The 15472-nt window shown below is 72.9% G+C and carries 14 protein-coding genes, 1 tRNA gene and 1 pseudogene; 4 read left to right on the forward strand and 12 right to left on the reverse strand.

All coding sequences use genetic code 11. The annotated features are described in order from the left end of the window. Positions 1-47 precede the first annotated feature (47 nt). The 4 genes from AB0B01_RS29920 to AB0B01_RS29935 form a co-directional block, all read right to left on the reverse strand. Positions 48-1238 (reverse strand): MAB_1171c family putative transporter, encoded by a 1191-nt coding sequence (locus AB0B01_RS29920; protein ID WP_361725818.1) that lies wholly within the window; start codon positions 1236-1238, stop codon positions 48-50. Then, complete coding sequence (locus tag AB0B01_RS29925) at positions 1235-2701, reverse strand: FAD-dependent monooxygenase (protein ID WP_361725821.1); 1467 nt, start codon at positions 2699-2701, stop codon at positions 1235-1237. The genes AB0B01_RS29920 and AB0B01_RS29925 overlap by 4 nt, the downstream gene beginning before the upstream one ends. Before the next feature lie 103 nt (positions 2702-2804). Beyond that, positions 2805-3371 (reverse strand): toxin-antitoxin system, toxin component, encoded by a 567-nt coding sequence (locus AB0B01_RS29930; protein ID WP_361725824.1) that lies wholly within the window; start codon positions 3369-3371, stop codon positions 2805-2807. After that, positions 3368-4423, reverse strand: a complete 1056-nt coding sequence (locus AB0B01_RS29935) for a hypothetical protein (RefSeq protein WP_361725827.1) — start codon at positions 4421-4423, stop codon at positions 3368-3370. The genes AB0B01_RS29930 and AB0B01_RS29935 overlap by 4 nt, the downstream gene beginning before the upstream one ends. Before the next feature lie 277 nt (positions 4424-4700). Here AB0B01_RS29935 and AB0B01_RS29940 point away from each other — a divergent pair, with 277 nt between their 5' ends. Next, positions 4701-5129 (forward strand): hypothetical protein, encoded by a 429-nt coding sequence (locus AB0B01_RS29940; protein WP_361725829.1) that lies wholly within the window; start codon positions 4701-4703, stop codon positions 5127-5129. On the opposite strand, the gene AB0B01_RS29945 is transcribed toward AB0B01_RS29940, so the two are convergent. Together AB0B01_RS29945 and AB0B01_RS29950 are read right to left on the reverse strand one after the other, a co-directional pair. Beyond that, positions 5115-5909: a helix-turn-helix transcriptional regulator gene (locus AB0B01_RS29945; RefSeq protein ID WP_361725832.1), complete on the reverse strand. Its 795-nt coding sequence runs from the start codon at positions 5907-5909 to the stop codon at positions 5115-5117. The genes AB0B01_RS29940 and AB0B01_RS29945 overlap by 15 nt on opposite strands. A 33-nt stretch (positions 5910-5942) precedes the next feature. Next, entirely contained in the window at positions 5943-7748 is a 1806-nt protein-coding gene (locus AB0B01_RS29950) for an FAD-dependent oxidoreductase (RefSeq protein ID WP_361725835.1), read from the reverse strand. 182 nt (positions 7749-7930) lie between these two features. Between AB0B01_RS29950 and AB0B01_RS29955 the strand changes: the two genes are divergently transcribed. Next, on the forward strand, positions 7931-8236 hold the full coding sequence (locus tag AB0B01_RS29955; protein WP_361725838.1) for a 4a-hydroxytetrahydrobiopterin dehydratase: 306 nt from the start codon (positions 7931-7933) through the stop codon (positions 8234-8236). A gap of 216 nt (positions 8237-8452) precedes the next feature. Here AB0B01_RS29955 and AB0B01_RS29960 read toward each other — a convergent pair. From AB0B01_RS29960 to AB0B01_RS29980, 5 genes and pseudogenes are all read right to left on the reverse strand, one after another. Beyond that, positions 8453-8708, reverse strand: a pseudogene (locus AB0B01_RS29960) (ATP-binding cassette domain-containing protein); the annotation flags it as partial. Then, positions 8705-9121: a hypothetical protein gene (locus AB0B01_RS29965; RefSeq protein ID WP_361725841.1), complete on the reverse strand. Its 417-nt coding sequence runs from the start codon at positions 9119-9121 to the stop codon at positions 8705-8707. The gene AB0B01_RS29965 and the pseudogene AB0B01_RS29960, both read right to left, overlap by 4 nt. Positions 9122-9134: 13 nt before the next feature. Further along, positions 9135-9299, reverse strand: a complete 165-nt coding sequence (locus AB0B01_RS29970) for a hypothetical protein (RefSeq protein WP_361725844.1) — start codon at positions 9297-9299, stop codon at positions 9135-9137. Positions 9300-9399: 100 nt separating this feature from the next. Next, entirely contained in the window at positions 9400-11223 is a 1824-nt protein-coding gene (locus AB0B01_RS29975; protein WP_361725847.1) for a long-chain fatty acid--CoA ligase, read from the reverse strand. 161 nt (positions 11224-11384) lie between these two features. Further along, positions 11385-11469: transfer RNA gene (locus tag AB0B01_RS29980), tRNA-Leu, on the reverse strand. 208 nt (positions 11470-11677) lie between these two features. Between AB0B01_RS29980 and AB0B01_RS29985 the strand changes: the two genes are divergently transcribed. After that, complete coding sequence (locus AB0B01_RS29985) at positions 11678-12847, forward strand: low temperature requirement protein A (protein ID WP_361725850.1); 1170 nt, start codon at positions 11678-11680, stop codon at positions 12845-12847. Here AB0B01_RS29985 and AB0B01_RS29990 read toward each other — a convergent pair. Continuing rightward, the gene (locus AB0B01_RS29990) at positions 12831-13772 is read right to left on the reverse strand and encodes a beta-ketoacyl-ACP synthase III (protein ID WP_361725853.1); all 942 of its coding nucleotides are present in this window, start codon (positions 13770-13772) and stop codon (positions 12831-12833) included. The two genes, AB0B01_RS29985 and AB0B01_RS29990, sit on opposite strands and share 17 nt — an antisense overlap. A 221-nt stretch (positions 13773-13993) precedes the next feature. On the opposite strand from AB0B01_RS29990, the gene fdhD reads away from it, so the two are divergent. Continuing rightward, the gene (gene fdhD, locus AB0B01_RS29995) at positions 13994-14830 is read left to right on the forward strand and encodes a formate dehydrogenase accessory sulfurtransferase FdhD (protein ID WP_361725856.1); all 837 of its coding nucleotides are present in this window, start codon (positions 13994-13996) and stop codon (positions 14828-14830) included. Positions 14831-15472 lie beyond the last annotated feature (642 nt).

Below are 15472 nucleotides of genomic sequence, written 5' to 3' on the forward strand. Positions count from 1 at the left end.
CCGGCGCACCCCCACGCTCAGGCGCGCGGGGCGTGCCGGGCCCCTGCCTACGGGCGGCCGCAGACGTCCCGTCGGGCGGCCGCCACGATCGGGGACCGGCGGAACTCCCACGCCAGCGCCGCCAGCGGCCGCGAGTCCAGGCGGTGCGGATCGGGAGGGCCCTGGGTGGCGGCGGCCCCCTCCCGGGCCGCCGCCAGATCCGCGACCTCCCGGCGCCGGCACGCCGCCGCCAGCATCGCCGCGTCGGCGACGATCGCGGCCCGCTGCTCGCCGAGGCCTTCCTCCCGCGCGGCCTCGTACGCGGCGCACCGCACGGCGGGGTCGAACCAGCTCGCCAGGGCCAGGATCCCGTCGTCGATCACAGATTCCCGGTGGATCAGCCGGATGCCGACCGGTGACCACCAGGTGAGCGGCACGGTCTGTGCGCTGGATGCCGCGAACCCGCGCAGCGCCTTCCACAGCGGGTACAGCCGCCGGTACCGGCTGAAGTCGCGCCAGGCCGCCGACCCGCCGATCAGCGGCACGATGAACCCGCTCCCCAGCAGCAGGGCCGCCGCGGCGCCGAGCGGCGGAGCCACGTAGGTGGACAGGTCGTCCCAGTCGCGGCCGCTCCAGCGGGCGCCCACCGCGGCCCATTTCGCGACCAGGAAGCCCACGTCCAGCGCCCCGCCGAGCATGACCAGCGCCAGCCCGGTGCGCAGCGGGCGCATCGAGGGGGACACCCGGCGCATCCACGTCCAGCACAGCAGGGTGAGCGTCGTGCTGCCCACGGTGTGCGCGAGGAGGTAGCAGGCGATCATCTCGCGCAGCCACGGGGTGTTGGCGTAGTACGTGTCCAGGTCGCGCACCCGCTCCACCGGCGCGTCCCCCATGGCGAAGAGCGAGACGATCAGCACCGCGACGGCGCCGTACGCGGCGATGGTCAGGCGCGTGGCCCGGCGCACGCCGGGGGTGGGGCGGCTGCCCCAGTGCAGGATCAGCACGATGCAGGCGCCCGAGAACGCGGTGAGCATGCTGTACACCAGCGGGGCCGAGAAGTTGACGATGCCGGTCAGCTCGTTGACCGCGACGATCGTCGGCGGCGCCGCGAGGAACATGACCAGGGTGCCGACCGCCAGCAGCGTGCATACGGCGCGCACGGTGGGCTGCCCCCAACTGCGGCGCAGCGTCGGCGCCTTGATCAACAGGGCCACGCCGATCACCACCCCCGGCACGTACAGGATGAGGCTGTCGCTCATCGGGCCTGGCCGACGGGGCCCACCGGCCCCACGGGGTCGGCGGGCTCGACCGCCTCCGCGGCGGCGTCCCGGTCGAGTCCCGCGACGGCACGCTCGGCGGCGGTCAGCGGGGCCGCCTTCAGCGCCCCCCGGTCCGAGGCCCGCAGCACGTCCCACACCACGGACGGGCGGACCCAGTAGGTGGGGGAGCTGTTCATGGTGATCACCTGGAGCAGGGCGCGGGCCAGGGTCGGGCGGGTGGTGGCCCCGGTCATCAGCCGGTCGACGTACGCGGTGAGCAGTCCGGCGCCGGCCCGCGGCTTCATGCCGGTGGCGCCCGGGTAGAGGATGTCCTGCGAGGTGGCGAGGTCCCAGGCCGTGGACACCAGGGGGGCGAGCGCGCGCTGTGCCTCGCGGCCGATGGCCGGGTGGGCGAGCCCCTTGGCGCGCAGCAGGGCGCGTACGGCCAGCAAGCCTTGAGCTGCGACCGTCATGCCCTGCCCGTACAGCGGGTTGAAGGTGGCGACCGAGTCGCCGACCGCGAAGAAGCCGTCGGGCAGGTCGGCCTTCTCGAAGTAGAGCCGCCGGTTGGCGGTGCCCTGGGTGACGGTGACGTCCGTCAAGGGCTTGCGGTGTTCGAGGAGTTCACCGACGATCGGGTCGCGGACGCCCTTCGCGAACGGGACGAAGGCATCGGGGTCGGAGGTGGGCTGACCGCCGCGGGTGCCGGACAGCGTGGCCTGCCACTGCCCGTTCTCGATCGGCACGATCGTCGCCGTCTGCCCGGGTACGGGCACGCGCGGGTCGGACTGCACGTTGATGATCGGGAAGCCCATCGCGTGCGACCCGGCGGGTGCCTCGAAGACACGGGTCGCGTAGACCAGGCCGGAATCCACCTCGGCCTGCCGGATGCCGCTCATGCCGAGCTCCTGGAGCCAGATCCGGGCCCGGGAGCCGCGCCCGCTCGCGTCGACCACCAGGTCCGCGGAGACCAGCCGGCCCTTCTCCTGCGGGGTGTCGACCCGTACGCCGGTGACCCGGTCGGCCGTGCCCTCCAGGGAGCGGACCCTGGCCTGCTGGAGGGTGCTCACGCCCTGCAGGCCGACCACACGGGCCCGGACCACCGAGTCGAGGAGGTCACGGCTGCACGAGATGTTGAACTGCATTTCCCGGTGCCGCGGCAGCCAGCCCTGGGCGGTCTTCGTGACCAGATCGGTGGGCAGACTGCGGCGCATGGCCCCCGCGGCCGTCCATTCCTCGGTGATGCCCGGCAGGATCGCCTCGATGGCGCGCGCCCCGCCCGACCACAGGAGGTGGACGTGCCGGGCCTGGGGCAGCCCGCGCCGCGGCTCCGGTCCCTCGGGCAGCGTGTCCGCGTCGATGACGGTGACCGTGGCGTGTTCCGCGAGGACGGCCGCCGCGAGCAGACCGGCCAGACTGCCGCCGATGACGACGGCATGGCGGGGCGGGGAAGACTGGTTCATCGTGAGGCGCTCTCTGTCAGGGCCGTGCTCGGCGCAGCGGCGGAGGAGGTGCTGGGCGGGGGAAGCAGGGACCAGGTGCCGGGGTGGCGTCACCGGTCTGCGCTCAACGTCCCCAGCCGAAGGAGGTCTTGATGCGTTCGATCGCCTCGGGGAACTGTTCTTCGCAGGGCGCCGGCAGGAAGGTCTTGAGGATCTTGCCGAGGTACAGTCCGAAGGTCTCGGCCTGGATCTCGGCCGGATCCTCACCGGCGGCGCGGGCGGCCGCCTGCCGGACCACGCCGCCCAGGCCGGCGTCCGCGCCCAGCAGCCGTCCGAGGTCTGCGCCGGGGCCGGTCAGCCGGGCGGCCACGGCGGGTCCCGGTCCGTGGCGGTCGCAGGCGCCTTCCTCCACGTGCCATAACTCGTGGCAGGCGATGACGAGCTGGTGCTCGGGCCGAGTGTGCTCCTCGATGACGAGCAGGTCGCGGTCCGCCATCTGGAGCCACAGCCCGCTGGCCGTGTCGGGCGGGAACCCGGCGAACCGGAACGTCACCGGCCGCTGCCCGCCGCGCCGGCGGCCGTACGCGGCGCACAGCCCCGCGATGATCTCGCCGGCCTCGGCGGGCCGTGCCAGGCGCGCGTCCGCCAGCAGATCCTCGCCGAGCTTCCGCATGGTCCGTGTGGTCCTCATCGCGCTCCCCCCTCGGCAGCCAGTTCCCACTCGCGCACGGCGCGCGCCGGCTCCCCCCGGCCGGCGGGCGGACGTCCGAGCTGGCCCTCGCGGGCCAGCAGGTCGTCCAGATGGTCGGCCAGCGACTTCCAGCCCGCGGGCGAGAGGCGGCCGGCCCGCGTGACGATGCTGCGTACGTCGTGCGCGCGTAACACCGCGAGCATCGGGTTCTCCGCGTCCCGCTCGGCGGCTTCGAGCTCGCGTTCGATGCAGGTGAGCGCGCAGCCGACCGCCTCGGCGTCGTCGGCCAGCAGGAAGCCGCCCTCGACGCCGTAGAAGCGCTGGATGCCGGCGGCGGCGGCGAGGTTGGGCAGCCCCTCGCCGCGGACCAGGCGGGTCAGCGACTGCCCGGACGCGTCGAAGGACTGGGCGATGGCGGCGAGCGAGTGGGCCTGGCCGTCCTCGCGCGGACGGGTGCGGCGCAGGTGCTCGAACCGCTGGCGGACCTGCTCCTTCAGCGGCAGCAGCGGCGGCCTGCCGTCGAGGGTGAGCCGGATCGCCTGCGGGGACATGCCCGTCAGGTACGAGAGGTGCTCCAGGTCGTCAGCACTGCCGGAGCCGGAGCCGGAGCCGGAGGTGCCCGAGGCGGTGGCGAGGGCCCGTTCCACCGCGCTCTTGCTGTCCGCGAGCAGGAAACCGGCGTACACCCCGAAGAACCGCTGCACCCCCGCGGCATGGCCCAGCCGGGGCAGGCCGGTGCCCGCGTTGAGCGGGCCCAGCGAGGCGCCCGGCGCGTCGAACTCTTCGGCGATGGCGGCCAGTGACCACTCCCGGCCGTGTTTGTCGCGCCGAGTGGCGCGCAACCGCAGGAACCGCCGGTGCACCCGCGGGCACAGGCCCTCCTCGGGCGCCGTCCCGGCCACCACCCCCGGAATGAGGGCGGGTTCCACGCCGGAGAGGTGGCTCAGCCGCACCGGATCCAGCACGTCGGCCGGATCCCGGCCGCCCCGCTCCGCCAGCGCCGCGACACGGCCCCAGGCCGCGGCGAGGTCGGTTCGTGCGGCGGCTGGCACCGTGATGTCTCCACTGTCGAGAGGACGTTCGAGCGTTGCGGGCTGCGTGAAGCCTAGCCTCCCGCCTCGCGGCGGCACAGGAGAACCCCAACGTTTCTTGCGACACGGGTCAAAGAAGGTTGGGCGCTCCGCCGGCCCTCGACCGGCATGACCTCACAGGTAATCGACCCGGTCGCGGGCCGGCGGCACAGTGGGGGCAGCGGGTTCCGAGCCGCGCACTCGGTTCCGGGACCCGGCTCATCTCACCGCAATCCACCTCGACGGAGGCTGATCCGCCATGTCCGCAACCCTGCTCGGCAGCATCGCCCGCACCACCGCGCCGCAGGCCGCGCTGCGCCGCTTCCTCGCCCTGGACGCCGTGGTCACCACCGGGAACGGCCTCGCGTACGTCGTCTTCTCCGCGCCGCTCGGCCGCTTCCTCGGAGTCGGCCAGGCCGCCCTGTTCGAACTGGGTCTTTTCCTGCTCCTCTTCGGCGCGGGCGTCGGCCGGCTGGCCTCGCGCCGCCGTCCGCCGGTCCTCCCGGTGCGGTGCGTGATAGAGGCCAACTACGCCTGGGCGGCCCTCAGCCTGGTCTCCCTGCTCCTGTGGAGCGCCCCCACCACGGCCGGGCTCGTGTGGATCCCGGTGCAGGCGGTCACCGTCGCCCTCTTCGGGGTGTGCCAGCAGCTCGCGCTGCGCACGGCCGCGGAGTCAGGGGCCCAGTGAGCGCAGGAACTTCGCCGTCGCCGGATCGGCCGGGAGGAAGGTCTCGATGGCCAGCTCGGCGACGGTCACGTCCATCGGCGTGTTGAAGGTGGCGATGGATGACACGAAGGAGAGCAGCCGGCCCCCCTGCTCGATGACCAGCGGGAGCGCGATGTAGGGGACGGCTTCGTCCGGCTCGGCGTCGCCCGGCAGGTCGGGAACCGGAAAGGCCGCGACCTCCTCGTACAGCGCCCGCAGCGGAGCGGAGCGGGCCAGGGCGATCTGGCGCTCCATCTGGGCCAGCAGGTGCCCGCGCCACTCCTTCAGATTGCGGATCCTCGGCGCAAGGCCCTCGGGGTGCAGGGTGATCCGCATGGCGTTGAGCGGCGGAGCCAGCAGGTGCTCCGGCAGGCCGTCCAGCAGCATGGCGATGCCCCGGTTGGCGGCGACGACGTGGTAGGTGGCGTCCACGACCAGCGCCGGGTAGGGCTCGTAGCCCGTCAGCAGGCGCTCCAGCCCCTCGCGCAGCGTCCCCATCGCCGGGTCGTCCAGCGGGGTCTGCGCGTAGTGCGGGGCGTGACCCGCGGCCAGCAGCAGCGCGTTGCGTTCCCGGACGGGTACGTCCAGCCGGTCCGCGAGCCGCAGCACCATCTCCTCGCTGGGCCGGGACCGGCCGGTCTCGATGAAGCTGATGTGACGCGAGGAGGAGCCGGCGCGGCCCGCCAACTCCAGCTGGCTGATGCCGCGCCGCTCCCGCCACGTGCGGAGCAGGGCGCCTACCGTGGGCGTCGTGGTGGTCATGCCCAGGACGGTAGTCGAGGGTGTCGGCCCAGGTCAGCCCACGTCGAGGACATTGCGCAGACCGAGACGGTAGCGCCACTGGTCGTGCCGCCTGAACGATTCCAGCTCCGGGGCCCGGTACATGGGCGCGACCAGGCACCGCGGCGCCGTGGAACCCTCCCGGTCCAGCAGGGAGTTGACCGCCGCACGGGCGGAGGCGTTGGCGCCCTCCATCGTCGCCAGGTCGATGTCCACGGCGACGTAGTCCCCGCTGAGGAAGAAGTTCGGGATGCGGGTGCCCGCGCTCGGCCGGTTGTGGAAGGTGCCCGTCGGGTGGATCAGCAACTGGTCCTGATTGGTCGGGTCGGGGGTGCCGAGACCGTCCACGCCCGGGTCCAGGAACCAGGAGTGCAGGGCGCTGTCCTTCAGGAGCGTCTTTCCGGTGTCGTTGAGCGAGGCCTTCAGCTGCGCCCACACCTCCCGGGCGACCTCCTCACGGGTGCACTGCTTGGCCGTCTTCCCGTACAGGATCCCCGGCTTGTCCCAGTCCGAGATGTCCACGGACAGGCAGTCCACCGCCACCCCGTCGCCGTAGTCGGCGGGGAAGTCCCGGGCGGGCCAGTGCTCCGCCTGCTGGATCGCCGTCAACGACCAGGGCGAGTCGATGCAGTTGAGATGACCGTGGACGAGCGGGGCGCGCTCGGTGAGATAGAACTGGATGCCCGTCATCCAGTCGGTCTCCAGCCGGTCGCAGCGCCCCAGCATCGGGTCGGCGGCCCGCAGCGCGGCGCTCCAGGTGCGGCGGGCGTGCTCGACGGGCAGCGCGGACACGTAGTGGTCGGCGGTCACGGTCTGCCGGGCACCCGCCGGGTCCAGGACCGCGACCCCGCTCACGCGGCCGGCCCCGTACTGGACCTCCTGTACGGTCCAGCCGATTCTGAACTCCACGCCGAGCGTGCGCAGATGGGCCTCCCAGGGGTCGATCCACGCCTCGTTGGTGGGCAGGTTGAGGATCCGGTCCGGCGGCCCGTCGGCGCCGCGGCCCAGCGCGTTGAAGACGAAGGCTTCGCCGAGGGCGCCGACCGTACGGGTGGAGGCCTCCTCCGCCTTGGTCGCGACGATGTTGCGGGTGATGCCGACCGCGAGGATGCGCTGGTACTCGTTGGACATCCGGGCGGCGCGTACGAAGTCCCACCAGGGGGTGTGCTCCCACACCTCGTTGCGGCGCTCGTCGCAGCTGGTGAGGAAGACCAGCACGCGGTCGACGAAGTACGCGGTCTCGTGCAGGGGCAGCCGCACCAGGGACTGGAGGATGCCGGTGAGGGCGCGGCGGATCTCGTCCGGCGTGAGGACGGCCGTCGACTGGCCGGGCCAGGGGATCGGGGCGCGCAGGTCCTCGCGGCCCGCGGCCCGGGCGAACATCATCTCGGGCGGCGCGACCAGGTTGTCCCAGACGCCGTGGGCATTGCCGGGGAAGGGGATGCGCCGCATGGTGTCGGGCAGGTTGTGGTAGATCCCCGGGATGAAGCGGAAGCCGTGCTCGGCGGGCAGCGGGCGCCGTCCGCCGCGGGCGCTGCCGGGGACGTCAATGCTGCGGGCCTTGCCGCCCAGGGCGCGGCGCTCGTACACGGTGACGGCGAAGCCGCGTTCGGCGAGCTCGTGGGCCGCGGTCAGCCCGGCGACCCCGCCGCCCAGGACGGCGACCCGGCGCCCGTTCGGCGGGGCGGCCGGGGCTGCCGGGGCCCCGGGCCGGTCCTCGGCGTGGGCGGGGGAGGGCAGCGCGTTGGAGGCCCCCAAAGCCCCGGCGGTGGCCGCGGCCCCCGCGAGGAAGGTGCGCCTGGAACTGCCTGTGCGCGTCATGAAGAGGCCCCCCTTGAGGTCCATTACCGGCGGTAACAGTCACGTCCGGCGCAGGAGCATAGGGGCGGCGCCCTGGTCCCGGAAGGCGCGGAACTACCCGCACGCACTATGGCGCGAAAGCTTCCCTCCGGCGCGCGCTGTGGGAACCTTGACACCACGTCACGGGGAAAAGGAGCCGGCGCATGCCGAGTGAACCGCTTTCGCAGAAGGAGATCGAGGACCGGTTGCGGGAACTGCCCGGCTGGTCACTCGAAGACGACCGGATCGTCCGCACCTACCGGCTGGGCACGCACTTCGCGGCCAGCGCTTTCGTCGCCCACATCTCCTCCGTCCAGGAGGAGTTGAACCACCACTCGGACCTGACCCTCGGCTACAACACGGTCCGGCTGTCGGTGAACACGCACAGCGCCGGGGACACGGTGACGGAGGCCGACTTCGCGCTCGCCGAGCGCGTGGAGGCCCTCGCCCCCGCCCACGGCGCGAGCTGACGCCGCCGCACAGGCGGTCCTCGCCTCCGGGGCCCGGCTGCCGCTGCGCTTCGGCCCCGAGGGCGGAGCCCGCGTACCGGATCCGCGGTTGCGTACGCGGCTGACGGCCCCGGGCCCGTAGCGGACTTCGGGCGGACCCCGCCGGTCAGACGTCGAAGAGGGCGGGATCCGGTCCGATCCGCCGGGCCGCGGGGCCACGGCCCAGGGTGTCCAGGCGGCGACGCTGAGCTGCCCGAACAGCTGCCGGCGCTGGAAGGTCCGGCGCATCCCGTGCCGGGCCCGCCACACGGGGGAGCGGCGGGTGATGTCCACCCCGTCCAGCAGCAGCCGCCCGCGATCGGGGCGCCGGATCCCGGACAACACGTCGAACAGCGTCGTCTTCCCCGCGCCGTTCGGCCACCCCCGTCAGGGCCCTGACCCCGCCGAAGCGGACGCTGATCCCCGAGGCCTCCAGGACGCCCCCGCCGCTCACCGGCCCATCCCCAGGTATGCCTCGGTGAGCCGGTCGGCCTCCACCTCGGCGCGCGGCCCGCACCAGGAGGCCCGGCCCTGGGAGAGGTAGGCCACCGTGTCCGCGACCCCGAGGATCCCGGCGGCCTCCTCCTCCACCAGCAGCAGCGCCGTCCCGGCGTCGCGCAGCTCGGTGAGCAGCGTGTAGACCTCCTCCACGACGCGCGGCGCGAGGCCGAGCGAGGGCTCGTCGGCGACCAGTACCGCGGGCGGCCGCTGGAGCAGCGGAGCGAGCGCCGGCAGCTGCGCGGACACCCCCGAGGCCATCGCCGCCGCGGGCGCCGACCGCACGGCCAGCATCGCCCGCCCCGAGGAGGAGTTCCGCAGCGCGCTCAGGGCGGCGGCGACCGCGGCGACGAGGACGAGCAGCGCCACCCCCAGCGCCCGGTCAGGTACCGGGCGCGGGCCCCGAGGTCGGTGTCCTTCTCACCCCGCGGGAGCTCCCGGCGGCCCCCGGCGAGCCGGGGGAGGAACCGGTGGAGGCGGAGTCGCAGGCGGAGACGAGCGCGAGCGCCGCCGCGGCGGCGGCCAGGACGCGGATCGGTCGCAACATGGGGATCCCCTCCGGTCGGAATCCCCGCATTCTGTGCGGCAGCCGATGGTGCGTCAGTGCAGCCGGGGCAGTGAAGTGACGCATCGTCAGAAGTGTGGGCTCACGACTGGTAGAGAGCCGCCACCTCCATCGCGTACGCCTTCTCGATCGCCCGCCGCTTCAGCTTCAGCGAGGGCGTCAGCAGGCCGCGCTCCTCCGTGAACTGCTCGCCCAGCACCCGGAAGGTGCGGATCGCCTCCGCCTGCGAGACCAGCGTGTTGGCGGCCACCACCGCACGGCGCACCTCCGCCTTCAGGTCCGGGTCGTGGACCAGCTGCGCGGCCGGCAGCTGCGGGCGGCCCCGCAGCGACAGCCAGTGCGCGACGCCCTCCATGTCGAGCGTGAGCAGCGCGGCCACGTACGGCCGGTCGTTGCCCACCAGCACGCACTGCGAGACCAGCGGATGCGAACGCACCCGCTCCTCCAGGGCCGTCGGTGACACGCTCTTGCCGTTGGAGGTCACCAGGATCTCCTTCTTGCGCCCGGTGATGACGAGGTACCCGTCCTCGTCCAGCCTCCCCAGGTCCCCGGTCGCCAGCCAGCCGTCCCGCAGCACCTCCTGCGTGGCGCGCGGATCGCCCAGGTATCCGGAGAAGACGTGGCCTCCGTGCAGCCAGACCTCCCCGTCCTCGGCGATGTGCACCGTACTGCCCGGGATCGGCAGGCCCACCGTGCCGTACTTGGTGGCGCCCGGCGGGTTCGCGGTGGCCGCGGCGCTGGACTCGGTCAGGCCGTACCCCTCGAAGATGGTGATCCCGGCACCGTCGAAGAACAGCCCGAGCCGGCGCGACATCGCCGAACCGCCCGACATGGCGTGCCGTACCCGCCCGCCCATCGCCTCGCGGACCTTCCCGTACACCAGCCTCTCGAAGAGCTGGTGCTCCATCCGCAGCGCCGCCGAGGGTCCCGGCCCGCTGCCGAAGGCCTTCTGCTCGCGCGCCTCGGCGTACCGTACGGCCGTCTCCACCGCCCGGTCGAAGGCGCTCGTGCGCCCCTCCGACTCCGCCTTGCGCCGGGCCGCCGCGAAGACCTTCTCGAAGACGTACGGAACCCCCAGCACGAACGTCGGCCGGAACGCGGCGAGGTCCGGCAGCAGCTCGGCCGCCGCCAGCACCGGCTGGTGCCCGAGCTTCACACGGGCCCGGACCGCCGCCACCTCCACCATCCGCCCGAACACGTGCGCGAGCGGCAGGAACAGCAAGGTCGAGGGCGTTTCCCCCGGGCCGGCCTGGAAGACGGACTCCCAGCGGGCCACCATCGTGTCTGCCTCGTACATGAAATTGCCGTGGGTCAGCACACAGCCCTTGGGTCGCCCGGTGGTCCCCGAGGTGTAGATGACCGTGGCGACGGCATCGGGCGTGACCGCGCGGCGGTGGCGGTGCACCACGTCGTCGTCGACCCCCCGCCCGTCCGCGACCAGCGACTCGACGGCCCCGGCGTCGAGCTGCCACAGCCTGCGCAGACCGGGCAGCCCCTCGATCACCGACCCCACGGTCATGGCCTGGTCCTCGTCCTCCACGACGCAGGCGACGCAGTCGGAGTCCTGGAGGATCCAGTGCACCTGCTCGGCGGAGGAGGTCGGGTAGACGGGCACGGGCTGGGCGCCGACCGCCCACAGCGCGAAATCGAACAGAGTCCACTCGTACCGGGTCCGGGACATGACGGCGACCCGGTCCCCGAACCGCACGCCCTGCGCCAGCAGCCCCCGCGCCAGCCCGAGCACCTGCCCGGCGAACTCCGCCGAGGTCACGTCCTGCCACAGCCCGCCGGCCTTCCGCCCGAAGACGATCCGACCGGGCTCCTCCTGGGCGTACCGGAAGACGACGTCGGCGAGGCCGCCGACGGGTGGGTCCGTGACGACCGGTGGGACGCTGATCTCGCGCATGCCCCGCTCCTCTCCCCGCAGCGCGGCGACGCTACCCCACGCCTTCCCGCGGTTGATCACCGTGGGAAGACCTCTACAAGACCTCCCCAGGGAACACGGAGTGGCACGTCACGGCACGGGAAACGCAAAAAACCCCACCGAAGTGGGGTTCCTGCTCTGTGTGTCCGAGGGGGGACTTGAACCCCCACGCCCGATAAAGGGCACTAGCACCTCAAGCTAGCGCGTCTGCCATTCCGCCACCCGGACCAGGTGGTCGGCCCCGGTTTCCCGCGGCGACAAGGACAACAATAGCAGGGGATCGGGGTGCTTCCGACCAGGTATTCGGCCCGAGGCCGCTCGCTGACCTGCACGCATGCCCCGCAGAGCACCACGGGACGCCGTGTTCCGTTGGACACCGGGGCCGGGGAGGCGGTCATATGAGCGCCGCACGTCCGGGAGTCAGGGGGAGTCACGCATGGAAGCCGAGCACCGCGTCAGTACGTTGGAGCTGTTCTTCGATCTCGTCTTCGTCTTCACCATCACGCAGCTGACGGTGCTGCTCGCCGATGACATCAGCCTCCGAGGCGCGGGGCAGGTCGTCGTGATCTTCACCGTGCTGTTCTGGATGTACGGGGGCTACGCGCACCTGACCAACCAGGTGCCGCCCGACCGTACGGCGCGCAGGGTGCTGCTCATCCTGGCCATGGGGGCCTTCCTCGTGTGCGCGCTCGCGGTGCCGACCGCGTTCGGGGCCGGCGGGGTCGCCTTCGGGCTCGGGTACCTCTGCGTCGTCCTCGTGCACAGTGCGCTCTTCACCCAGGCACACGGGCTGGGCGTGCTGTGGTTCGCGCTGCCCAACGTGCTGTGCGCGCTCGTGGTGACGGCTGCCGCGTACTTCGACGGGCCGCCCGCCTGGGGGCTGTGGCTGCTGGCCCTGCTGATCCAGTTCGTGGTGCCACAGGTGGTGCAGCGGGCCGCCGCGAGCGGACAGGAGCAGGCGGCGAACGCCGAAAGGGCGACGACCACCGTCAGCGACCAGCTCGGCGGCATGAGCTCCGGGCACCTGGTGGAGCGCCATGGCCTGCTGCTGATCATCGTGTTCGGCGAGTCCGTGATCGCGATCGGCATCGGCGTGGGCTCGCTCACGCTGTCCCCGGGCATCGCCGCGGGCGCCTTCCTCGCACTGGCCATCGCGTCGGCCCTGTGGTGGATGTACTTCGTACGCGACGAGGGCCGGGCCGAGGAGGTCTTCGCCGAGACCGCGCCCGAGCGGCGTTTCAAGCTGGCGATGCTCGCCTACTACTACGCCTTCCTGCCCATGCTGCTGGGCATCGCGGCCTTCGCCGCGGGGGTCAAGAAGACCATCGGACACCTGGGCGAGCAGCTCGACCCCGGCCCGGCGGTCGTCCTGGCCGGCGGGGTGGCGGTCTACCTCGCCGGGGACCTGGCCTTCCGGGCCGTACTCGGGATCGGGCCGGCCCGCTTCCGGGCCGCGGCCATGGTGCTCGTCCTGGCCACCGTCCCGGTCGGCACGGCGGCTGCCGGGATGTGGCAGCTGCTCGCACTCGTCGTCGTCCTCATGGCCGCCCTGGCGGCGGAAGCCCGCTCCTGCCCGGCCCCGGCAGGCCCTACGGGCAGCGGATGACCTGGCCGGCGTACGAGAGGTTGCCGCCGAAGCCGAAGAGGAGGACCGGGGCACCCGAGGGGATCCCGCCGCGCTCGACCAGCTTCGACAGGGCCATCGGGATGCTGGCGGCCGAGGTGTTGCCGGAGTCGACCACGTCGCGGGCGACCACCGCGTTGACCGCGCCGATCTTCTGGGCCAGCGGCTCGATGATCCGCAGGTTCGCCTGGTGGAGGACGACCGCGGCCAGCTCCTCGGGAGCCACACCGGCCTTCTCGCACACCTTGCGGGCGAGCGGCGGCAGCTGGCTGGTCGTCCAGCGGTAGACGGACTGGCCCTCCTGGGCGAAGACCGGCGGCGAGCCCTCGATCCGTACCGCGTGGCCCATCTCGGGCACCGAGCCCCACAGGACCGGGCCGATCCCGGGCTCGTCGCACGCCTCGACGACGGCCGCGCCCGCCCCGTCCCCGGTCAGGACGCAGGTGGTGCGGTCGCTCCAGTCGGTGATCTCCGTCATCTTGTCCGCGCCGATCACCAGGGCGCGGGTGGCGGAGCCCGCCCGGATGGCGTGGTCGGCGGTGGCCAGGGCGTGCGTGAACCCCGAGCAGACCACGTTGAGGTCCATGACGGCGGGACTGCTGCCCATGCCCAGCTTGGCGGCCACCCGGGCGGCCATGTTGGGGGACCGGTCGATCGCGGTGGAGGTGGCGACGAGCACGAGGTCGATCTCGTCGGGAGTCAGCCCGGCGCCGGCCAGGGCCTTGCCCGCGGCGTGGAACGCCAGCTCGTCGACCGGCTCGTCCGGGCCCGCCACGTGCCGGGTCCTGATGCCGACCCGGGAGCGGATCCACTCGTCGCTGGTGTCGACCATGGCCGCAAGGTCCTCGTTGGTGAGCACCTTGGCGGGCTGGTAGTGCCCTAGCGCCACCACGCGTGAACCGGTCATGGGCGGGGTCCCCCTTTGTACGGCAGTCAGATGCCCCAGCTTGACCTGCTACCGGTGGGTAGAGGTGCACGTGAACCAACAGGATTACCGCCCACTAATTTGGAGATTCCGGAGGATCTTCCTGCCGGGAGCCCCGCGGACGACGGATCCGCGAGAATGGGCCCGTCAGGGTGCACGCAGAGGTGCACCACGTGCACAGAACGAACGGCGGGCTGATCAGCATGGGACGGGTCACCGAGCGCCGTCGCGTCGTGCGGGTGCGAGGCGGGGTGAGCGGAGTCCGCCCCGACACCCTGGTCGCCGAGGAGCCTCTGGAGATACGGCTGAACGGCAAGCCGCTCGCCATCACCATGCGCACCCCGGGCGACGACTTCGCCCTGGCCGTCGGCTTCCTGGTCAGCGAGGGCGTGCTCGGCTCCCCGGCGGACGTACGGGCCGTGACCTACTGCGAGGGTGCCACCGAGGACGGCTCGAACACGTACAACGTGGTGAACGTGCAGCTCGCCCCCGGCGTCGCACTGCCCGACTTCACGTTGGAGCGCAACGTCTACACCACCTCCTCCTGCGGCCTGTGCGGCAAGGCCAGCCTGGACGCGGTGCGCACCGCCACCCGCTTCCCGGGGGCCGCCGCCGACGGGGTGCGGATCCCGGTGGGCCTCCTCGCGCAGCTGCCCGACCGGCTGCGCGCGGCGCAGAAGGTCTTCGACCGGACCGGTGGCCTGCATGCGGCCGGACTGTTCTCCGCGCAGGGCGAGCTGCTCGACGTACGGGAGGACGTGGGCCGACACAACGCCGTCGACAAGATCATCGGCAGGGCCCTGCAGGCCGGCCGCCTTCCGCTGACGGCCTCGGTGCTGCTGGTGTCGGGCCGGGCCTCCTTCGAGCTCGCGCAGAAGGCCGTCATGGCGGGCATCCCGGTCCTGGCCGCCGTCTCCGCCCCGTCCTCCCTGGCGGTGGACCTGGCCCTGGAATCGGGGCTCACCCTGGTGGGCTTCCTGCGCGGGCCGGACATGAACATCTACGCGGGCGAGGAACGGCTCCTCCTCGACGCGGGATAGGGCCGCGCCCCCGCGGGTGCGTGCGGCAGGGGGCTGATCCGGCGTCGAGGGAAGAGGGGAGCCCCGCCGAGCCGGTCCGGTGCGGGGGCACGGGCCCAGCGGGCGTACACCGGCCGCGTGCGCTCGGCGCCGTTGCCCCCGCGACCCACCCGCGGATCCGGCACGTTCAGGCTCCTGGCCGCGCGAAGATCCCGGAGAGCAGGTGCTGTCCCCTGCGCACATCGGCCCGTATCCCAGGAATCCTCACCGGCCTGACCCTCGTACTCGGCGGCACCGCCGCCCTCACGGCACCCGCCGCCCACGCGGACGTCAGGGCCTGCATCAACCAGGTCGAGCGGGAGCTCCGGTGGCGGCGAGGCCCCGGAGGCGGTCCGGAAGGCGTGCGACACCGGCGTGACCGGCGACCACGCGGGGTGCGGCAAGCCAGCCGGGTGCGGACGCCATCGAGCGGATGGGCCGAGGCCATGCGGACTCCTGCCGCCGCTGAGCTAGCCCGGTCACTCCGTTCGAGCTCGCTCCCGCCGACTGACCACAACATCACACAGCCCTAGATGAGTGAGTCCGATGTTCTCAGTGGTCGTAGGCGATCAGGGATCGTTTGATCTTGGTGCCGGTGGTCCAGTTGTGCCAGATGCCGGCGGC

Source organism: Streptomyces sp. NPDC044571, from assembly GCF_040647115.1.
Classification (GTDB): Bacteria; Actinomycetota; Actinomycetes; order Streptomycetales; family Streptomycetaceae; genus Streptomyces.

Bases quoted from the DNA above. Each gene is read 5' to 3' on its own strand.
- AB0B01_RS29920 (WP_361725818.1), bottom strand. From the start codon at position 1,238: ATGAGCGACAGCCTCATCCTGTACGTGCCGGGGGTGGTGATCGGCGTG.
- AB0B01_RS29990 (WP_361725853.1), bottom strand. From the start codon at position 13,772: ATGACCGGTTCACGCGTGGTGGCGCTAGGGCACTACCAGCCCGCCAAG.
- AB0B01_RS29945 (WP_361725832.1), bottom strand. From the start codon at position 5,909: ATGACCACCACGACGCCCACGGTAGGCGCCCTGCTCCGCACGTGGCGG.
- AB0B01_RS29950 (WP_361725835.1), bottom strand. From the start codon at position 7,748: ATGACGCGCACAGGCAGTTCCAGGCGCACCTTCCTCGCGGGGGCCGCG.
- AB0B01_RS29955 (WP_361725838.1), top strand. From the start codon at position 7,931: ATGCCGAGTGAACCGCTTTCGCAGAAGGAGATCGAGGACCGGTTGCGG.
- AB0B01_RS29925 (WP_361725821.1), bottom strand. From the start codon at position 2,701: ATGAACCAGTCTTCCCCGCCCCGCCATGCCGTCGTCATCGGCGGCAGT.
- AB0B01_RS29930 (WP_361725824.1), bottom strand. From the start codon at position 3,371: ATGAGGACCACACGGACCATGCGGAAGCTCGGCGAGGATCTGCTGGCG.
- fdhD (WP_361725856.1), top strand. From the start codon at position 13,994: ATGGGACGGGTCACCGAGCGCCGTCGCGTCGTGCGGGTGCGAGGCGGG.
- AB0B01_RS29975 (WP_361725847.1), bottom strand. From the start codon at position 11,223: ATGCGCGAGATCAGCGTCCCACCGGTCGTCACGGACCCACCCGTCGGC.
- AB0B01_RS29985 (WP_361725850.1), top strand. From the start codon at position 11,678: ATGGAAGCCGAGCACCGCGTCAGTACGTTGGAGCTGTTCTTCGATCTC.
- AB0B01_RS29970 (WP_361725844.1), bottom strand. From the start codon at position 9,299: ATGTTGCGACCGATCCGCGTCCTGGCCGCCGCCGCGGCGGCGCTCGCG.
- AB0B01_RS29940 (WP_361725829.1), top strand. From the start codon at position 4,701: ATGTCCGCAACCCTGCTCGGCAGCATCGCCCGCACCACCGCGCCGCAG.